A 14,599-nucleotide genomic window follows, 5' to 3' on the forward strand; every position below is an offset into this window, starting at 1 on the left:
GTCAGGAATCGGTGGGAGGGACGGCCAGCAGGGCAATCTTGCCCGGCCAGCGGGATTGCAGGGCCAGCCCTGCGTGATGCGCGCGCAGGCCGGTGCGGCAGGCGAGGATCACGCGCGACGTGCCGGGGGGTGGGGTGTAGCCTTGATCGGGGCCAAGATGCAGGGCATCGGCGCGGAAGGGGGCGGGTTCTTCGGTGCGAAGGTCGATGATCAGGTCATCCGCCGCGATCTGCGCGGGCGCGATGAACCGCAGGCTGTGTGCCGGTTCCGGTGCGGTATCGAAACGAAAGCCGCCAAAGCGCCAGCGCGCGGCGTCGAAGCTGATGAGTTGTCCAAGGGGCGAGGGGCTGAGATCCAGAAGGCTCGACAGCGCCATCTGCGCCTGTATCGCGCCGATGGTGGCGACGACCGGCCCCATCACCCCCGCCGTGTCGCAGGTGGCGCCCCGGTCGGGCAGGTCGGGGAACAAGGCCCGCAGGCTGGGTGCCGGGCCACAAAAGCCCCCCGCATAGCCCGACAGGCCAAGGGCAGAGGCCGCGATCAGCGGCTTGCCTGCGTCCATGCAGGCATCCGACAGGGTCAGGCTGGCCGCGAATGTATCGGCGCAATCCAGCACCAGATCGGCACGGGCGACAAGGGCGGGCGCATTGGCCGGGTCCAGCCATGCGGTGACGGCATTGACCGTGACCTCGGGGTTCAGGGCGGCCATGGCCGTGGCGGCTGCCCCGGCCTTGAACTGCCCGACCTGGTCCATCCGGTAAAGCGGCTGACGGTGCAGGTTATGGGCGGCGATCCGGTCGCCATCGACCAGGGTGATGCGCCCCAGGCCCGCGCCGCAGAGGTATTGCAGCACCGGCACGCCCAGCCCGCCCGCGCCCACGATCAGCACATGGGCTGCGGCCAGCCGTGCCTGACCTTCTGCGCCGACCTGCGGCAGGATCACCTGACGGGCGTAGCGGGTCATCCGGCCACCTTCAGCCAGTCGCGCATCCGCGCCTCGGGATCGGCGTTCAGCGTGATGTCGGTCACCGCGGCGACCAGATCGGCCCCGGCGTTCAGGCAGGCTTGCCCACGTTCGGGGGTCAGCCCGCCGATCGCGCAGAGCGGAACGTCACCAACAAGCCGCTTCCATTCGGTCACCCGCGCCAACCCCTGCTGATGCCATTTCATCTGCTTGAGGATCGTGGGGTAAACCGGCCCCAGCGCGACATAATCGGGCGACAGCGCCAGTGCGCGGTCCAGTTCCGCATGGTCATGTGTCGAGAGGCCCAGCTTCAGCCCCGCACGGCGGATCGCGGGGATATCGGCGGTTTCAAGGTCTTCCTGCCCCAGATGCAGCCAGTCCGCGCCCGCGTCGATGGCGATCTGCCAGTGGTCATTGATCACCAGTGCGGCACCATGCTGGCGGGCCAGTGTCAGACCGGCGCGGACCTCGGCCTCGGTGCTGGCGCTGTCCTTGTCCTTGATCCGCAGTTGCACCAGCCGGACGCCAAGCGGCAGGGCGCGGGCAAGCCATGCGGCGCTGTCGAAGATGGGATAGAAACGGGGCAGCGTCATAGCCATGCCTTTCCGATCACGGGGGTGGAGGGGACAGCCATGTCGCGCGGCGCCATGGGATCCGCGCGATACGCAAGCGCACCTGCGCGCGCGGCCAGGCCGAAGGCTTCGGCCATGGCGACGGGATCGCCTGCCTGCGCCACGGCTGTATTGAGCAGCACCGCGTCAAATCCGGTCTCCATCGCGTCGGCGGCATGGCTGGGCAGGCCAAGCCCGGCGTCCACGACCATGGCAATGTCGGGAAAGGCCGCGCGCAGCGTCCGCAGACCATAGCGGTTGTTCAGCCCCAGACCGGAGCCGATGGGCGCGCCCCATGGCATCAGCACGCGACACCCCGCATCGACAAGGCGCTGGGCCAGCACCTGGTCTTCGGTCATGTAGGGAAACACCTCGAACCCGTCGGCCGACAGGGTCTCGGCCGCCTCAAGCGTGCCGAAGGGGTCGGGTTGCAGCGTGTCGGCATGGCCGATCACCTCCAGCTTGATCCAGTTCGTCTCGAACACATCGCGGGCCATGCGGGCGGTGGTGATCGCCTCGCGCGCGCTGTAGCAGCCGGCGGTATTGGGCAGCACATGAACGCCCAGTCCCTTGATGATCTGCCAGAACGCCTGCCCGCCACCCATTTGCCCGCCTGCGGTTTCGCGGCGCAGGGACACGGTGGCGACCGAGGCGCCGGAGGCGCGGAACGCCGCCTCCATCACGGCGGGCGAGGGGTATTGCGCCGTGCCCAGCATCAGCGGGCTGTCCAGCGTCACGCCATAGAAATCGCGCATCGCTCAGCCCCCCTGCATCGGGGCAAGCACCTCGATCCGGTCGCCGTCGCGCAGGGTCTGCGTGGCGCGGGCGCTGGCCGGGACGAAATCGCCGTTGATGGCCGTCGCGACCTTCGCCGCGCCCCAGCCCAGTTCGACCAGCGCATCGGCCAGAGTTGTTGCAGTCACTTCGCGTGGTTCTCCGTTCACCTCAATCCTCATGGAACAGGTCTCCTTTCGTGCCGGTTTGCAGGTAATCCGCCGCCTGATGCGCCAGTGCCGGGGCCATCAGGTAGCCGTGGCGGAAAAGGCCGTTCAGATGCAGCACGCGGCCCTGTCGGATCACGCGGGGGACGTGATTGGCAAAGGCGGGGCGCAGATCCGCGCCGGTTTCGATCACTTCGGCCTCGGCAAAGGCGGGGTGCAGCGCATAGGCGGCCGACAACAGTTCCAGCAGGGCGCGGGCCGTGACGGGGCCGGGCCCTGCGCTTTCGATCTGGGTTGCACCCAGCATGAAGACACCGTCGCCGCGTGGCACGATATAAAGCGGATGGCGCGGATGCAGCAGCCGCACGGGACGCGAGAGCGTGACCTCGGGGGTGTGCAGCATCACCATTTCGCCCCGCACGCCGCGCAGGCCGGGGGCCTTGGCGGCAAGACCACGGCAATCAAGAACGGTGCCGGGGATGTCGTCGGGGCGCGCTTCGTCCCGTTCGATGGTGATGCCGCGTTGGGCGAGGGCGGCGACAAGATCGGCCAGCGCGCGGCGCGGTGACAGGTGGGATTCGGTTGCGAAGAACAGCGCCTCGCGCCCCGCTGTCGCAAGGTCGGGTTCCAGGTCGGTAAGCGCCGCGCCGCTGATGCGGCTGTGGCCTGTCGTGCGGCGGGCGAAGCGGTCAAGCTCGGCCCGGTCGCGGGCGAGGGTCACGACGAGAGAGCCTTTCTGCACAACCTGCGTCACCTCGGCCCAGTCTGTTGCCGCTTGCCGGCCATGCGCGATCACGGCGGGTTCCGATGTGGCGCCTTCGCAGAAGGGCGCCAGCATCCCGCCGGCCCACCACGAACACCCATGCGCGCCGGGGGCGCCGTTGCGGTCGATCAGGCGGGGCGTGATGCCGCGCCGGGCAAGCGCGTAGGCGGCCCAGAGACCCGCAACGCCTGCACCGATGATGGTCACGTCAGCCATGCGACCAGACCGCGTGGAAATGATGCACGGGGCCGTGCCCATGGCCGACATGCAGCGTGTCGGCGGCGGCAATCGCGCCTTGCAGATAGGCATGGGCGCGGGTGACGGCGGCGGGCATGTCCATGCCCTGCGCCAGACCGGCGGCGATGGCGGCGGACAGGGTGCAGCCGGTGCCGTGGGTGTTGCGTGTCAGGCGGCGTGGCGCGGTCAGGCGCAGGGTGCCGCCCGCGGTGATCAACAGATCGGTGCAGGTCTCGCCCGAACCGTGCCCGCCTTTCATCAGAACCGCCCCCGCGCCAAGCGCCAGTAGCGCGCGGCCCTGGTCCTGCATCGCGGCCTCGTCCCGCGCGGGGGCGGTGTCCAGCAGGCGCGCGGCCTCTGGCAGGTTGGGGGTCAGCAGTGTCGCCATGGGCAGCAGGTCGGCACGCAGGCTGGCCACGGCGTCATCCGGCAAGAGCGCATCACCGGATTTGGCGATCATCACCGGGTCCAGCACCAGGGGCACGTTGCGATGGGACAGGCCCGCGGCGACCCTGCGGATCGCGTCCACCCCGCCCAGCATCCCCAGTTTGACGGCGCGAATGTCCAGATCGTCGAAAACCGCCGCGATCTGGGCGGCGATCATCGCGGGGCTTGCGGGTTCCACACGCGTCACCGCACGGGTGTTCTGCGCGGTCAGCGCGGTGATAACGCTGGCGCCATAGACGCCAAGCGCCGAGAAGGTCTTGAGATCGGCCTGGATGCCGGCGCCGCCCCCGCTGTCGGAGCCTGCGATGGTAAGTGCGATGACCGTCATGCCCGGTTGTCCTTGCGTCATGGGGATCAGCGACGGCAAGGAACGGATCAGGGGCGTGAATGGCCCATCTAAAGCACCGTTCCCTCCGCCGGTATGACCCGGATCAGGTTCGATGGGTTGGCGTGTCGCCTCTCAGCCCCTTGCGGGGCACCCCAACGGTTTGCACGGGTAAGGCTAGGGCAGATTCGGGGCCGCTTCAAGGGCGATGCGTCAGGTGGTCAGCTATAGATGCGATCGGCCTCGGGGGTGGTTTCGATCTTGGCCTGCAACCCTTCCAGCAGCGACCGTTCCGCCCGGTTCAGTCGCGCGCGGGGGTTCCAGACCACATGCACGTCGATGGCGGGCGGATCTTCGTAGGGGGGCAGACGCCACAGCCGCCCCATGGCCACATCCTCGCGCATCACATGCAGGGGCAGGGGACCCACGCCGATACCCGCCATGATCATGCGGCGCACCTCTTCCAGGTTCGACGAGGACCCGACGACCCGATCCTCCAGCCCCGCCGCGGCGCGCATCAGGGTAACCGGGCGCAGCGCATCGTTCATCTGGTCGGTGACGAAACTGACCGATGCCGCGCCCGCCAGATCGGCGGTGGACAGCCCCTCGCGCCCGAACAGCGGATGCGAGGGGCCGCAGAACAGGCCGAAGAACTCGCGGAATAGGTGGCGGTATTCCAGCCTGGGGTTGCGGTCCTTGACCAGGCAGACCGCGAAGGACACGCGCCGCGCCAGCACCTTTTCCAGCGCCTGACGGCTGGCGCTGACATCGATCGACAGGGTGGCCGCGGGGTGGCGGGCATGAAATTCGCCAAGCGCCTCGTTCAGAAGCGGGCAAACCACATGGCTGGCGATCGCGATGTTGACATGGCCTCTTACCTCTTCCTCGACCTCGCGGATGACGGTGCCGATCCGCAGGATCGCGCCGGTGATGTCCAGAGCCTCGGCATAAAGCAGACGCCCCGCATCGGTCAGAACGAAACGGCCCGGCTTGCGGTCGATCAACTGCCGGCCCATGTGGCTTTCCAGCCGTTTCAGCGCGCTGGAGACGCTGGGCTGTTGCAATCCCAGCGCTTCGGCGGCGCGGGTGACCGACCCCGCATCGACCAGCACCACGAAGGTACGCAGCAGGTTCCAGTCCAGGTCGCGGGCCAGCTTCTCGGGCGATGGGTGCATTGATCAAGCCTATAGTCGGTATCTTAGTTATCTATTGGATCAATGAATTGCCCCGTGTCAACCTGCCGCCAACACGGAGCACCCGACATGAGCATCGAACGGCGCGAAGCGCGTCAGCCCTGGATCCTGCTATCCCCCGCACTGGGCGCGGTCAGCCTGCTGCTGCTGGTGCCGCTGCTGTTCATCGTGGTCTATTCCTTCTGGCTGCGTTCCGCCGTGGGGGCCGATACGGCGGGGTTTCACCTGGACAACTGGGTAAAGGCGCTGACCGATCCCTTCTATCGCTACATCCTGCTGAACACGCTGAAGATCGCGGCAATCACCACGGTGCTTTGCGCGGTTCTGGGATATCCGGCCGCCTATTTCATCGCGCGTTCCGGCGGCAACAGGATGATCCTGCTGCTGCTTCTGATGCTGCCCTTCTGGATCAGCTACATCATCCGCACGATGAGCTGGATCAACATTCTTGGCGCATCTGGCGCGCTGAACAGTGCGTTGCTGGCGCTGGGCGTGATCGGCGCACCGCTGCAGATGCTGTACAACGAGGCCGCCGTGATCCTTGGGCTTGTCCATTTCCTGCTGCCCTTCATGGTTCTGAATGTCTATGTCAGCCTGGACGGGATCGACACCAACCTCGAAGATGCCGCCACCTCGCTGGGGGCTTCGCGATGGCAGGCCTTCATGCAGGTGACGCTGCCGCTGTCGCTGCCGGGGCTGGCCGCCGGGGGCTTGCTGTGTTTCGTGTTGGGGGCAGGCACCTATATCACGCCGCTGGTGCTGGGCGGGCCGCGTGACGCGATGTTCGCCAACCTCGTCTATGAGGCGATCATCACACAACTCAACTGGCCGCTGGGATCGGCGTTGTCGCTGCTGCTTCTGCTGGTGCTGGGGGCGTTGGTGGCGGTCTACAACCGCTATCTGGGCATGGCGCAGCTGGCCAAGGGGCTGGGCTGATGGGCTGGGGTCTGATCCGTCTTTACGCCATCGCGGTCTATGGCTTCATGTTCCTGCCGGTCGCGGTGGTGGTGCTGCTGTCGTTCAATGCAAACCAGTTCGGCAGCTTTCCCATGACCGGCCTGTCGCTGCGCTGGTTCGAGGCGCTGTGGAACAATGAAGCCGTGATGCGGGCCTTCCGCACCTCGTTGGTGCTGGGGCTGATGACGGCGGTGATATCGACCACGCTGGGCGTTCTGGCAAGCCTGGCGCTGGTGCGCTACAGGCTGCCCGGCCGCAACCTGATCACGACCGTGCTGATCGCGCCCATTCTCGTGCCCGAGGTGGTGCTGGCGGTGGCGCTGCTGCTGTTTCTGAACTGGCTGGGCATCGGCAAAAGCTTCGTGCTGCTGCTGGCGGGGCATGTGATCTTTACGCTGCCTTTCGTGATCCTTGTGGTGCAGGCGCGGCTTGTCAGCATCCGCCGCGATGTCGAGGAGGCGGCGCTGAGCCTTGGCGCATCCCCGGTGCAGACCTTCTTTTCCGTCACCCTGCCGCTTCTGCTGCCCGCCGTTGCCGCGGGGGCGCTGTTCGCCTTCACCATCAGTTTCGACGACATCACCGGCACGCTGTTCTGGAAGCCCGGTGGCGTCGAGACGGTGCCCACGCAGATCTTCTCGATGCTGCGCAATTCGATCAGCCCTGAAATCAACGCGCTGGGCACGGTGATGATCGTGCTGACCGTGGGCCTTCCACTTCTGGGGGCGGCCATCGCCCGCAGCCTGTCAATGAAACGCGGCGCCTAGAACCGCGCATCCCAACCAAGGAGAGATCGAAAATGGACAATACCAAGAGATACGAACGCCTGCTGGAGCGGTATCGCAACGGCGACATGGACCGGCGCAGCTTTCTGGGGCTGATCGGTGCGGCGGGGGCGGCTTATGGCCTGCAGACCCCCTTCGCCAGATACGCCAGGGCGCAAGGCGTGCAGCAGGTCCGCTTTGACGGGTGGGGCGGCGTGGTATCCGAGGCGTTCCGCAAACATGCCTTCGATCCCTATACTGCGGCGACCGGCATCAACGTGGTCGACGGCACGTTTTCGGGCGGCGACGAATACCTGGCGCAGGTGCGCTCCAGCCAGGAGGGGGAGTATAACATCGCCCATCTGTCGGGCGTCTTCGACTATGCCCGCTACGCGAATTTCGGCCTGACGGTCGAACTGAACACGGACAACATCCCCAACATGGGGCTGGTGATGGACGCGCTGACCAATGCCTACCGGCGCGTCACGCCGGATTACCTTTCGGCGGTGCCCTATGACTACGGCACCACGGGGCTGGCCTATAACCGCAAATATATCTCGGACGAGGAGATGAAGGAAAAAGGCGCCAGCATCCTGATCGATGCCGCCTACAAGGGCAAGATCGGCGGCTGGGCCGATTGGCGCACCCGCGTCTGGTATGGCGCGCTGCAAACCGGGCAGGATCCCAACGCCATCGCCGACATGGAAGCGGTCTGGGATGCGGTACGCAGCCATCGCGACCTTGCATTGAAATACTGGGGATCGGGGGCCGAGCTGATGAGCCTGCTGGCCGAGGAAGAGATCTACGTGACCGAGGGCTGGTCAGGCCGGATCGCGGCGCTGCAGCAGCAAGGCCATGATATCGGCTATTACGACCCGCCCAATGGTTTCGGTTGGCAGGAATGCCTGTTCGTGATCAAGGGCTCGCCGGTCGAAGCCTGCGAGGAATTGCTGAACTTCATGCTGGCGCCCGAAACCTCGATCGCGGTGGCCGAAGGGCAGAATTATCCGCCCGCGCTGGATGGCACCAAGGTGGATCTTGGCACCAAGATCCCCACCTTGCCCGCCTATGACCCGACCGGCACGCTGTCGGCGCTGACCTTTGCGGATCCGACCTATTGGAACGGGAACGAAGCGGAATGGTCCGAAGCCTTCAGCCGTGTGCAACGCGGCTTCTGATCCGCGCCTGAAACGCCGGATGCCCCGCTTTGGGGCATCCGCATCCGGTTCCAAAGGAAAGCCAATGGCCACTGTGACCCTAAGCAATATCGTCAAGCGGTTCGGCCGTTTCACGGCGGTGCATCCGATGTCCCTGGATATCCCCGAGGGCAGTTTCTGCACGCTTCTGGGCCCGTCAGGCTGCGGCAAGACCACCACGTTGCGTATGGTGGCAGGGCTGCTTGACCCGACCGAGGGCGATATCAGCATCGGTGGCAAGCGGGTGAACGATATCCCGATCCACAAGCGCAACCTGGGGATCGTGTTCCAGAACTACGCGCTGTTTCCGCATCGCACCGTGGCGCAGAACGTGGGATTCGGCCTGAAATACCGCAATGTCGACCGGGCCAGCGCCGCGCGCCGGGTGGCGCAGGCGCTGGAGCTGGTGCAGCTGCCGCATCTGTCGCAGCGCTACCCGTCTGAACTGTCGGGCGGGCAGCAGCAACGCATCGCGCTGGCCCGCGCCGTGGTGATCGAACCTGACGTGCTGCTGCTGGACGAGCCGCTGTCGGCGCTGGACGCCAACCTGCGCGAGGACATGCGGGTCGAGTTGAAGAATATCCAGACGCGGCTGGGCGTCACGTCGATTTTCGTGACCCATGACCAGTCCGAGGCGCTGGCCATGTCGGACCAGATCATCGTGATGTCCGAGGGTCGGATCGAACAGGTCGGCCCCCCTGCCGAGGTCTACAATACCCCCGCCACCGAATTCGTGGCGCGCTTCCTTGGGGCGGCCAATATCCTGCCGGCGCGGGTGACGGACCGGCGCGGCGATGATCTGGCGCTTGATGTGCCCGGTTTCGCCCGCGTGGTGATCCCGCGCGCGCGCGCGCCGCACCTGGGCGATGCGCCCGATGCCAGGCTGGTGATCCGCGCCGAGAAACTGCACCTGATGCCGCAGGACAGCCGTGACGACAAGGCCATGATGATCCCCGCCAAGGTGGAAGGTGTGGATTACCAGGGCCAGTCCGCGCGTTATTTCCTGCGCGTGGGCGATCACGCGCTGCAGGCCATCAACATGATCGATGTTGCGCCTTTCCGTGCAGGCGATAGCGTGATGCTGCGCCTCTTGCCACGCGATTGCGCGGCCCTTCCCGTCAGCTGAAAGACCCCTGACATGACCCAGCCCCTGTTGAACGCCCGCCCCGAAAGTCACCTGTTCTACCAGACCCGTGCCCGCCGCCCCGTATTGGCCGAGGCGCGCGACCTCCATATCTGGGATGTCGAGGGCAAGCGCTATCTGGACGGCTCCAGCGGGGCGATGGTCAGCAATATCGGCCATTCGCATCCGCATGTTCTGGCCGCGATGCGCGCGCAGATGGACAAGTCCACCTTCGGCTACCGGCTGCATTTCGAAACCGATCCATCCGAACGGCTGGCGGCGAAGACCGCCGCGCTGATGCCCGAGGGGATGGAAAAGGTGTTCTTCGTCTCGGGCGGGTCGGAGGCGGTGGAAAGTGCTCTCAAGATCGCGCGCCAATACGCGCTGGCCACGGGGCAGGGCAGCCGGTGGAAGGTGATCTCGCGCCAGCCCAGCTATCACGGCTGCACGCTGGGGGCGCTGGCGATCACCGGCTATGGCCCGCTGGCCGACCCATTCGCGCCGATGATGCGGGTGATGCCCAAGATCCCCGCGCCGCGCGCCTACCTGGACGGTCTGGATGCGGATGATCCCGCCACCGGCGCGCATTACGCCGCAATGCTTGAGGCCGAGATCATCGCGCAGGGCGCTGACAGCGTGCTGGCCTTCATCGTGGAGCCGATAGGCGGCGCCTCGACCGGGGCGCTGGTGCCGCCTGCGGGCTACATGCAGGCGGTGCGCGAGATCTGCACGCGCCACGGCGTGCTGCTGATCCATGACGAGGTGATGTGCGGCGGCGGGCGCACCGGCGCTTTTCTGGGGGGCGATCACTGGGGCGTGGCCCCGGATATCATCGCGCTGTCCAAGGGATTTGGCGCGGGCTATGCGCCGCTTGGCGCGATGATCGCCCATGACCGGATCGTGAACCCTGTGCTGGACCAGGGCGGCTTCGCGCATGGCTTCACCTATGCGGGCAACCCGCTGGCCTGCGCCGCCGGTCTGGCCGTGCTCGAGGTGATCGAGGCCGAGGGCCTGACCGCCAATGCCGCCCGTATCGGCGCGCTGCTGAAATCGCGGCTGGAAGGGCTGATGGACCGCTTTCCCTTCATCGGTGACGTGCGCGGCAAGGGGCTGCTGCTGGCCTTCGAGCTGGTGGCGGATCGCCAGACGATGGACCCGCTGCCCGCGGAGCTGAACGCCTATGTGGAACTGGTGGAACTGGCCTATGCCGAAGGGCTGATCATCTATGCCCGCCGCACCCGCGACGGGCGCGCGGGCGATCATTTCCTGGTCTGTCCGCCGATGACCGCGACCGAAACCCATGTGGACGAGATCATCGACAAGCTGACCGCAGCACTGTCGGCCTTTGCCCCGCAGGCCCTGCGCGCCATGGCGCAGGCGGTGTAGGCCATGGCCAAGATCATCCTGTCCTGCGCGATCACCGGGTCGATCCATACGCCAAGCATGTCGCCGCATCTACCGGTCACGCCGGATCAGATCGCGCAACACTCCATCGCCGCCGCCGACGCGGGGGCCGCGATCCTGCATCTGCATGCGCGCGATCCCGCCAATGGCCGCCCTTCGGCCCGGCCCGAGGATTTCATGGCCTTCCTGCCGCGCATCAAGGCAGGATGCGATGCCATCGTGAACCTGACCACTGGCGGCAGCGCCGTGATGACCCTGCAGGACCGGATCGCGGGGCCCATGGCCGCCGCGCCCGAGATGTGCAGCCTGAACATGGGCACGATGAATTTCGCCCTCTACCCGATGCTGGGCAAGCGCACCGACTGGCTGCACGACTGGGAAGAACCCTTTCTGCGCGACAGCGACGATCTGGTCTTCAAGAACACCCCCCGCGACATCGAGGCGGTGCTGCGCCTGATGGGGGCCGAACGCGGCGCGCGGTTCGAATTTGAATGCTACGATCTGGGCCATCTCTACATGCTGGCGCATTTCCGCGATCGCGGGCTGATCACGGGCCGCATCTTCATCCAGTTCGTGATGGGGGTGCTGGGCGGCGTGGCGGCCCGGCCCGAACATCTGACCCATCTGAAGGAAACCGCCGACCGGCTGTTCGGGCAGGATTACCTTTTCTCGACCCTGGCGGCGGGGCGCCAGCAGATGTCGATGGCGCTGGTCTCGGCCAGCATGGGCGGGCATGTGCGCGTGGGGCTCGAGGATAACCTGTACCTGTCCAGGGGCGTTCTTGCGCGCTCGAATGCCGAACAGGTGGTCAAGCTGCGCGCATTGCTCGAGGCGCTGGGCCATAGCCTTGCCACCCCGGACGAGGCGCGCGCCATGCTGGGGCTGAAGGGGCCGGACAAGGTGGGGTTCTGATCCGCCCCTGGCCTGAAACTGAAGGAAAATACCGCGATGAAAGCTTTTTTCGACGAACGCCAATGGGCGCATGATCCAAAGATGTTCATGGCCAACGGGGCGCTGTCACCCAATCCCGAACAGCCGCGGCGGATCGAGGTGCTGCATGGGGCCGCGCTGGCCGCCGGATGCCGCTTTGCCGCCCCCGCCGATCACGGCATGGGGCCGCTGGCCGCGATCCATTCGCCGGAATATCTGCATTTCCTGCAAACGATCCACGCCCGCTGGTCGCGTATCGAAGGCGCCAGCGACGAGGTGATCCCGAATATTCATCCCGACCGGCGCGGCGCGTCCTATCCGCTGTCGGCGGTGGGTCAGGCGGGCTATCACCAGGCCGATACGGCCTGTCCCATCGCGGCGGGTACATGGCAGGCTGCCTATTGGTCGGCGCAGACGGCGCTTGGCGGCGCCGGGGCGGTGCTGGGGGGCGCGGATGTGGCCTATGCGCTGTCGCGCCCGCCGGGGCATCATGCCTTCGCGGACATGGCGGGGGGCTTTTGCTTTCTGAACAATTCCGCCATCGCGGCCGAGGCGTTTCTGCGCGCGGGCAAGCGGCCTGCGATTCTGGACGTGGACGTGCATCATGGCAATGGCACGCAAGGTATCTTCTATCACCGCCGCGACGTGCTGACCGTGTCGATCCATGCCGATCCGGCGCGTTTCTATCCTTTCTTCTGGGGCCATGCGGATGAACGGGGCGCGGGCGCGGGGCTGGGCTATAACCTGAACCTGCCGCTGCCACGCGGCACGGATGATGCGGGGTTCCTGGCGGTCATGGACCGGGGGCTGCAGCGGATCGCGGATTTCGGGGCCGACGTGATCGTGGTCGCGCTGGGGCTGGACGCGCATGAAAACGATCCCTTCAAGGGCCTGGCCGTGACCACGGATGGTTTTGGCAAGATCGCGGCACGTATCGCCGCGATGGGTCTGCCTGCGCTGATCGTGCAGGAAGGCGGCTATCTGCAGCCCGATCTTGGCGCGAACCTGACCAGTTTCCTGGGCGGCTGGCAAACGGGCTGGCAAACGGGTTGAATGAGGCAAGGCGCGTTCATTCCCATTCCATCTGCTCATAGGCGGCCTGTGCGTTGCGCCCGGCCAGTGCGTCGAACTGTTCCAGATAGGCAAAGGCGGACTGGTCGATGGCGGGGGCGTCGATGATGTTGCCGCCGTCCTCGATCAATGCGCCGATCCGCTGGCGCAGGTTCACAAGGTAGTCATAGGTGTCGCGCCGCGCCTTTGCCAGATCGGTTGCGGCCCCATGGCCGGGCACCAGATGCGCGGGGGCAAGGCTTGCCATCGCCTCGAACACGGTCATCCAGCTTCTGACATTGGATTGCGGCCCGTTGCCCAGCAGCCGTTCGGTATAGACGATATCGCCGGTCAACACGGTCTGGCGCGCCGGCACCCAGACATAACTGTCGCCGGGCGTATGGGCCTGACCACGGTGCATGATCTCGATCCGCAAGCCGCCCAGGTCCAGCACGTGATCCGTCTCGAAGGTGACATCGGCAAAGGCGGGTTCCGTCCCGTCCAGCCCCGTGCCCAGGAATTGCGCCAGCCCGCTCATCTGCATTGATGCGCGGGCGGTCTGGTCCGCCACGGCGGCAGCGGATGCGATCACCTGCGCGCCCTGTGCCTGCCAGTAGCCATTGCCCAGCCAGCGGTGATCCTGTCCGCCCGTGTTGATCACATGGCGCACCGGCTGATCAGTGATCGTGCGGATCGCGGTATGGATCATGGCGGCGCCTTTCCACGATCCGCCCGGATCGACCAGAACCGCACCTTCCGGCGTCACGATCAGCCCGAAGGTGGCATTGTTGGCAAGGTTTTCGGCGTTGCGCTGTTCCTTGGGGCCGACAATCGCCCAGATGTCTTGCGTCACGGGCTGCACGGTCAGCACATCGGCAAGGGCCTGAACCGGCGCCAACACCAGCCACGCGACGGCAAGAACAGGGCCAAGACGCCGGATCATTGGGGCGAGTGTCATGCAATATCCTCCGTATTTTGAATATGATCGGCCAAGGACTTGGGGCTGTCCAGTGCCAAACTCTCTGCTAAGAGGTCTGCAACCATCCGGACAGAGGGCCCCGCATGACGATCCGGCACAGCGCATGAGCACCTGGTGGCATCAGGAACGGCTGGCCGCGGTGCTGGAGGCCGTGCAGGTCACGGGCGCAGGGCGCGTTCTGGATCTTGGCTGCGGGTCTGGTGATCTGATGCTGCCGCTGCTGGATCAGCCCTGGATCGCGCGCGTTGTAGGGCTTGATCTGTCCGAAACCTCGCTGGAGAGGTGCCGCGCGCGGCTGGCCGCCCATCCACGGGGGGCGCGAGGCGAGGCGCGGCAAGGGTCCATGACCGGGCTGCATCCCGATCTTGCGGGTTTCGATTGTGCCTGCCTTGTGGAAACCATCGAACACCTGCCGCCTGCCGAACTGCCCGCGCTGGAACGGGCCGTGTTCGGCGTGATGCGGCCCGGGGCGGTGGTCGTGACCACGCCCAATGCCGAATTCAACGATCTGCTGGGGGTGCCAAGGACACGGTTCCGCCGCCCTGATCATCGGTTCGAATGGACAAGGGCGCAGTTTCGCGACTGGGTCACGGCTGTGGCCGGCAGGACAGGCTATGCGGTGCGGATCCGCGATATCGCGGGGGCGCATCCGGATCTGGGCGGCGCCAGCCAGATGGCGGTGTTTTCAAAAGGATAAGGCGCGCACCGGTATGGTGCG

At 66.2% G+C, this 14,599-nt stretch carries 16 protein-coding genes and 1 riboswitch; of the genes, 8 read left to right on the plus strand and 8 right to left on the minus strand.

The window, feature by feature from the left end; all coding sequences use genetic code 11:
* Window position 1: 1 nt before the first annotated feature.
* The 7 genes from ACFQ3C_RS03230 to ACFQ3C_RS03260 form a co-directional block, all read right to left on the minus strand.
* Window positions 2–964, minus strand: a complete 963-nt coding sequence (locus ACFQ3C_RS03230; RefSeq protein WP_380788984.1) for a HesA/MoeB/ThiF family protein — start codon at window positions 962–964, stop codon at window positions 2–4.
* On the minus strand, window positions 961–1,557 hold the full coding sequence (locus ACFQ3C_RS03235; protein WP_380788985.1) for a thiamine phosphate synthase: 597 nt from the start codon (window positions 1,555–1,557) through the stop codon (window positions 961–963). The genes ACFQ3C_RS03230 and ACFQ3C_RS03235 overlap by 4 nt, the downstream gene beginning before the upstream one ends.
* Window positions 1,554–2,330, minus strand: coding sequence for a thiazole synthase (locus ACFQ3C_RS03240; RefSeq protein ID WP_380788986.1), 777 nt, complete (start codon window positions 2,328–2,330; stop codon window positions 1,554–1,556). The genes ACFQ3C_RS03235 and ACFQ3C_RS03240 overlap by 4 nt, the downstream gene beginning before the upstream one ends.
* 3 nt (window positions 2,331–2,333) lie before the next feature.
* A complete protein-coding gene (gene thiS, locus ACFQ3C_RS03245; RefSeq protein ID WP_380788987.1) occupies window positions 2,334–2,531 on the minus strand; it encodes a sulfur carrier protein ThiS in 198 nt (65 codons plus the stop codon).
* Window positions 2,521–3,495 carry an FAD-dependent oxidoreductase gene (locus tag ACFQ3C_RS03250; RefSeq protein ID WP_380788988.1) on the minus strand — a complete coding sequence of 325 codons (975 nt, stop codon included), beginning with the start codon at window positions 3,493–3,495 and terminating at the stop codon, window positions 2,521–2,523. The genes thiS and ACFQ3C_RS03250 overlap by 11 nt, the downstream gene beginning before the upstream one ends.
* Complete coding sequence (thiD, locus tag ACFQ3C_RS03255) at window positions 3,488–4,291, minus strand: bifunctional hydroxymethylpyrimidine kinase/phosphomethylpyrimidine kinase (RefSeq protein WP_380788989.1); 804 nt, start codon at window positions 4,289–4,291, stop codon at window positions 3,488–3,490. The genes ACFQ3C_RS03250 and thiD overlap by 8 nt, the downstream gene beginning before the upstream one ends.
* Window positions 4,292–4,354: 63 nt before the next feature.
* A riboswitch (TPP riboswitch) is annotated at window positions 4,355–4,456 on the minus strand.
* A gap of 53 nt (window positions 4,457–4,509) precedes the next feature.
* Window positions 4,510–5,463: a LysR family transcriptional regulator gene (locus ACFQ3C_RS03260; protein ID WP_380788990.1), complete on the minus strand. Its 954-nt coding sequence runs from the start codon at window positions 5,461–5,463 to the stop codon at window positions 4,510–4,512.
* Between the two features lie 87 nt (window positions 5,464–5,550).
* Here ACFQ3C_RS03260 and ACFQ3C_RS03265 point away from each other — a divergent pair, with 87 nt between their 5' ends.
* From ACFQ3C_RS03265 to ACFQ3C_RS03295, 7 genes are all read left to right on the plus strand, one after another.
* Window positions 5,551–6,417, plus strand: a complete 867-nt coding sequence (locus tag ACFQ3C_RS03265) for an ABC transporter permease (protein ID WP_380788991.1) — start codon at window positions 5,551–5,553, stop codon at window positions 6,415–6,417.
* A complete protein-coding gene (locus ACFQ3C_RS03270; RefSeq protein ID WP_380788992.1) occupies window positions 6,417–7,202 on the plus strand; it encodes an ABC transporter permease in 786 nt (261 codons plus the stop codon). Before ACFQ3C_RS03265 ends, ACFQ3C_RS03270 begins: the two co-directional genes overlap by 1 nt.
* A gap of 32 nt (window positions 7,203–7,234) precedes the next feature.
* Window positions 7,235–8,377, plus strand: a complete 1,143-nt coding sequence (locus ACFQ3C_RS03275) for an ABC transporter substrate-binding protein (protein ID WP_380788993.1) — start codon at window positions 7,235–7,237, stop codon at window positions 8,375–8,377.
* Window positions 8,378–8,441: 64 nt separating this feature from the next.
* Window positions 8,442–9,521, plus strand: a complete 1,080-nt coding sequence (locus ACFQ3C_RS03280; protein ID WP_380788994.1) for an ABC transporter ATP-binding protein — start codon at window positions 8,442–8,444, stop codon at window positions 9,519–9,521.
* A 12-nt stretch (window positions 9,522–9,533) separates the two neighbouring features.
* Window positions 9,534–10,904: an aminotransferase family protein gene (locus ACFQ3C_RS03285; protein ID WP_380788995.1), complete on the plus strand. Its 1,371-nt coding sequence runs from the start codon at window positions 9,534–9,536 to the stop codon at window positions 10,902–10,904.
* A gap of 3 nt (window positions 10,905–10,907) precedes the next feature.
* Window positions 10,908–11,834, plus strand: a complete 927-nt coding sequence (locus ACFQ3C_RS03290) for a BKACE family enzyme (protein ID WP_380788996.1) — start codon at window positions 10,908–10,910, stop codon at window positions 11,832–11,834.
* Between the two features lie 36 nt (window positions 11,835–11,870).
* Window positions 11,871–12,905, plus strand: a complete 1,035-nt coding sequence (locus tag ACFQ3C_RS03295; RefSeq protein ID WP_380788997.1) for a histone deacetylase family protein — start codon at window positions 11,871–11,873, stop codon at window positions 12,903–12,905.
* A gap of 16 nt (window positions 12,906–12,921) precedes the next feature.
* Here the strand turns inward: ACFQ3C_RS03295 and ACFQ3C_RS03300 are convergent, their stop codons facing one another.
* Window positions 12,922–13,860 (minus strand): MBL fold metallo-hydrolase, encoded by a 939-nt coding sequence (locus ACFQ3C_RS03300; RefSeq protein WP_380788998.1) that lies wholly within the window; start codon window positions 13,858–13,860, stop codon window positions 12,922–12,924.
* Between the two features lie 124 nt (window positions 13,861–13,984).
* Here ACFQ3C_RS03300 and ACFQ3C_RS03305 point away from each other — a divergent pair, with 124 nt between their 5' ends.
* Entirely contained in the window at window positions 13,985–14,578 is a 594-nt protein-coding gene (locus ACFQ3C_RS03305) for a methyltransferase domain-containing protein (RefSeq protein WP_380788999.1), read from the plus strand.
* Window positions 14,579–14,599: the final 21 nt, after the last annotated feature.

Source organism: Seohaeicola saemankumensis, assembly GCF_042678485.1.
GTDB lineage: Bacteria > Pseudomonadota > Alphaproteobacteria > Rhodobacterales > Rhodobacteraceae > Seohaeicola > Seohaeicola saemankumensis.

Excerpts from the sequence above, each read along its gene's own strand:
- ACFQ3C_RS03290 (WP_380788996.1), top strand. The coding sequence starts at position 10,908 with ATGGCCAAGATCATCCTGTCCTGCGCGATCACCGGGTCGATCCATACG.
- ACFQ3C_RS03280 (WP_380788994.1), top strand. The coding sequence starts at position 8,442 with ATGGCCACTGTGACCCTAAGCAATATCGTCAAGCGGTTCGGCCGTTTC.
- ACFQ3C_RS03285 (WP_380788995.1), top strand. The coding sequence starts at position 9,534 with ATGACCCAGCCCCTGTTGAACGCCCGCCCCGAAAGTCACCTGTTCTAC.
- ACFQ3C_RS03275 (WP_380788993.1), top strand. The coding sequence starts at position 7,235 with ATGGACAATACCAAGAGATACGAACGCCTGCTGGAGCGGTATCGCAAC.
- ACFQ3C_RS03300 (WP_380788998.1), bottom strand. The coding sequence starts at position 13,860 with ATGACACTCGCCCCAATGATCCGGCGTCTTGGCCCTGTTCTTGCCGTC.
- ACFQ3C_RS03260 (WP_380788990.1), bottom strand. The coding sequence starts at position 5,463 with ATGCACCCATCGCCCGAGAAGCTGGCCCGCGACCTGGACTGGAACCTG.
- ACFQ3C_RS03235 (WP_380788985.1), bottom strand. The coding sequence starts at position 1,557 with ATGACGCTGCCCCGTTTCTATCCCATCTTCGACAGCGCCGCATGGCTT.
- ACFQ3C_RS03250 (WP_380788988.1), bottom strand. The coding sequence starts at position 3,495 with ATGGCTGACGTGACCATCATCGGTGCAGGCGTTGCGGGTCTCTGGGCC.
- ACFQ3C_RS03230 (WP_380788984.1), bottom strand. The coding sequence starts at position 964 with ATGACCCGCTACGCCCGTCAGGTGATCCTGCCGCAGGTCGGCGCAGAA.
- ACFQ3C_RS03240 (WP_380788986.1), bottom strand. The coding sequence starts at position 2,330 with ATGCGCGATTTCTATGGCGTGACGCTGGACAGCCCGCTGATGCTGGGC.
- ACFQ3C_RS03270 (WP_380788992.1), top strand. The coding sequence starts at position 6,417 with ATGGGCTGGGGTCTGATCCGTCTTTACGCCATCGCGGTCTATGGCTTC.
- ACFQ3C_RS03305 (WP_380788999.1), top strand. The coding sequence starts at position 13,985 with ATGAGCACCTGGTGGCATCAGGAACGGCTGGCCGCGGTGCTGGAGGCC.
- thiD (WP_380788989.1), bottom strand. The coding sequence starts at position 4,291 with ATGACGGTCATCGCACTTACCATCGCAGGCTCCGACAGCGGGGGCGGC.
- ACFQ3C_RS03265 (WP_380788991.1), top strand. The coding sequence starts at position 5,551 with ATGAGCATCGAACGGCGCGAAGCGCGTCAGCCCTGGATCCTGCTATCC.
- ACFQ3C_RS03295 (WP_380788997.1), top strand. The coding sequence starts at position 11,871 with ATGAAAGCTTTTTTCGACGAACGCCAATGGGCGCATGATCCAAAGATG.
- thiS (WP_380788987.1), bottom strand. The coding sequence starts at position 2,531 with ATGAGGATTGAGGTGAACGGAGAACCACGCGAAGTGACTGCAACAACT.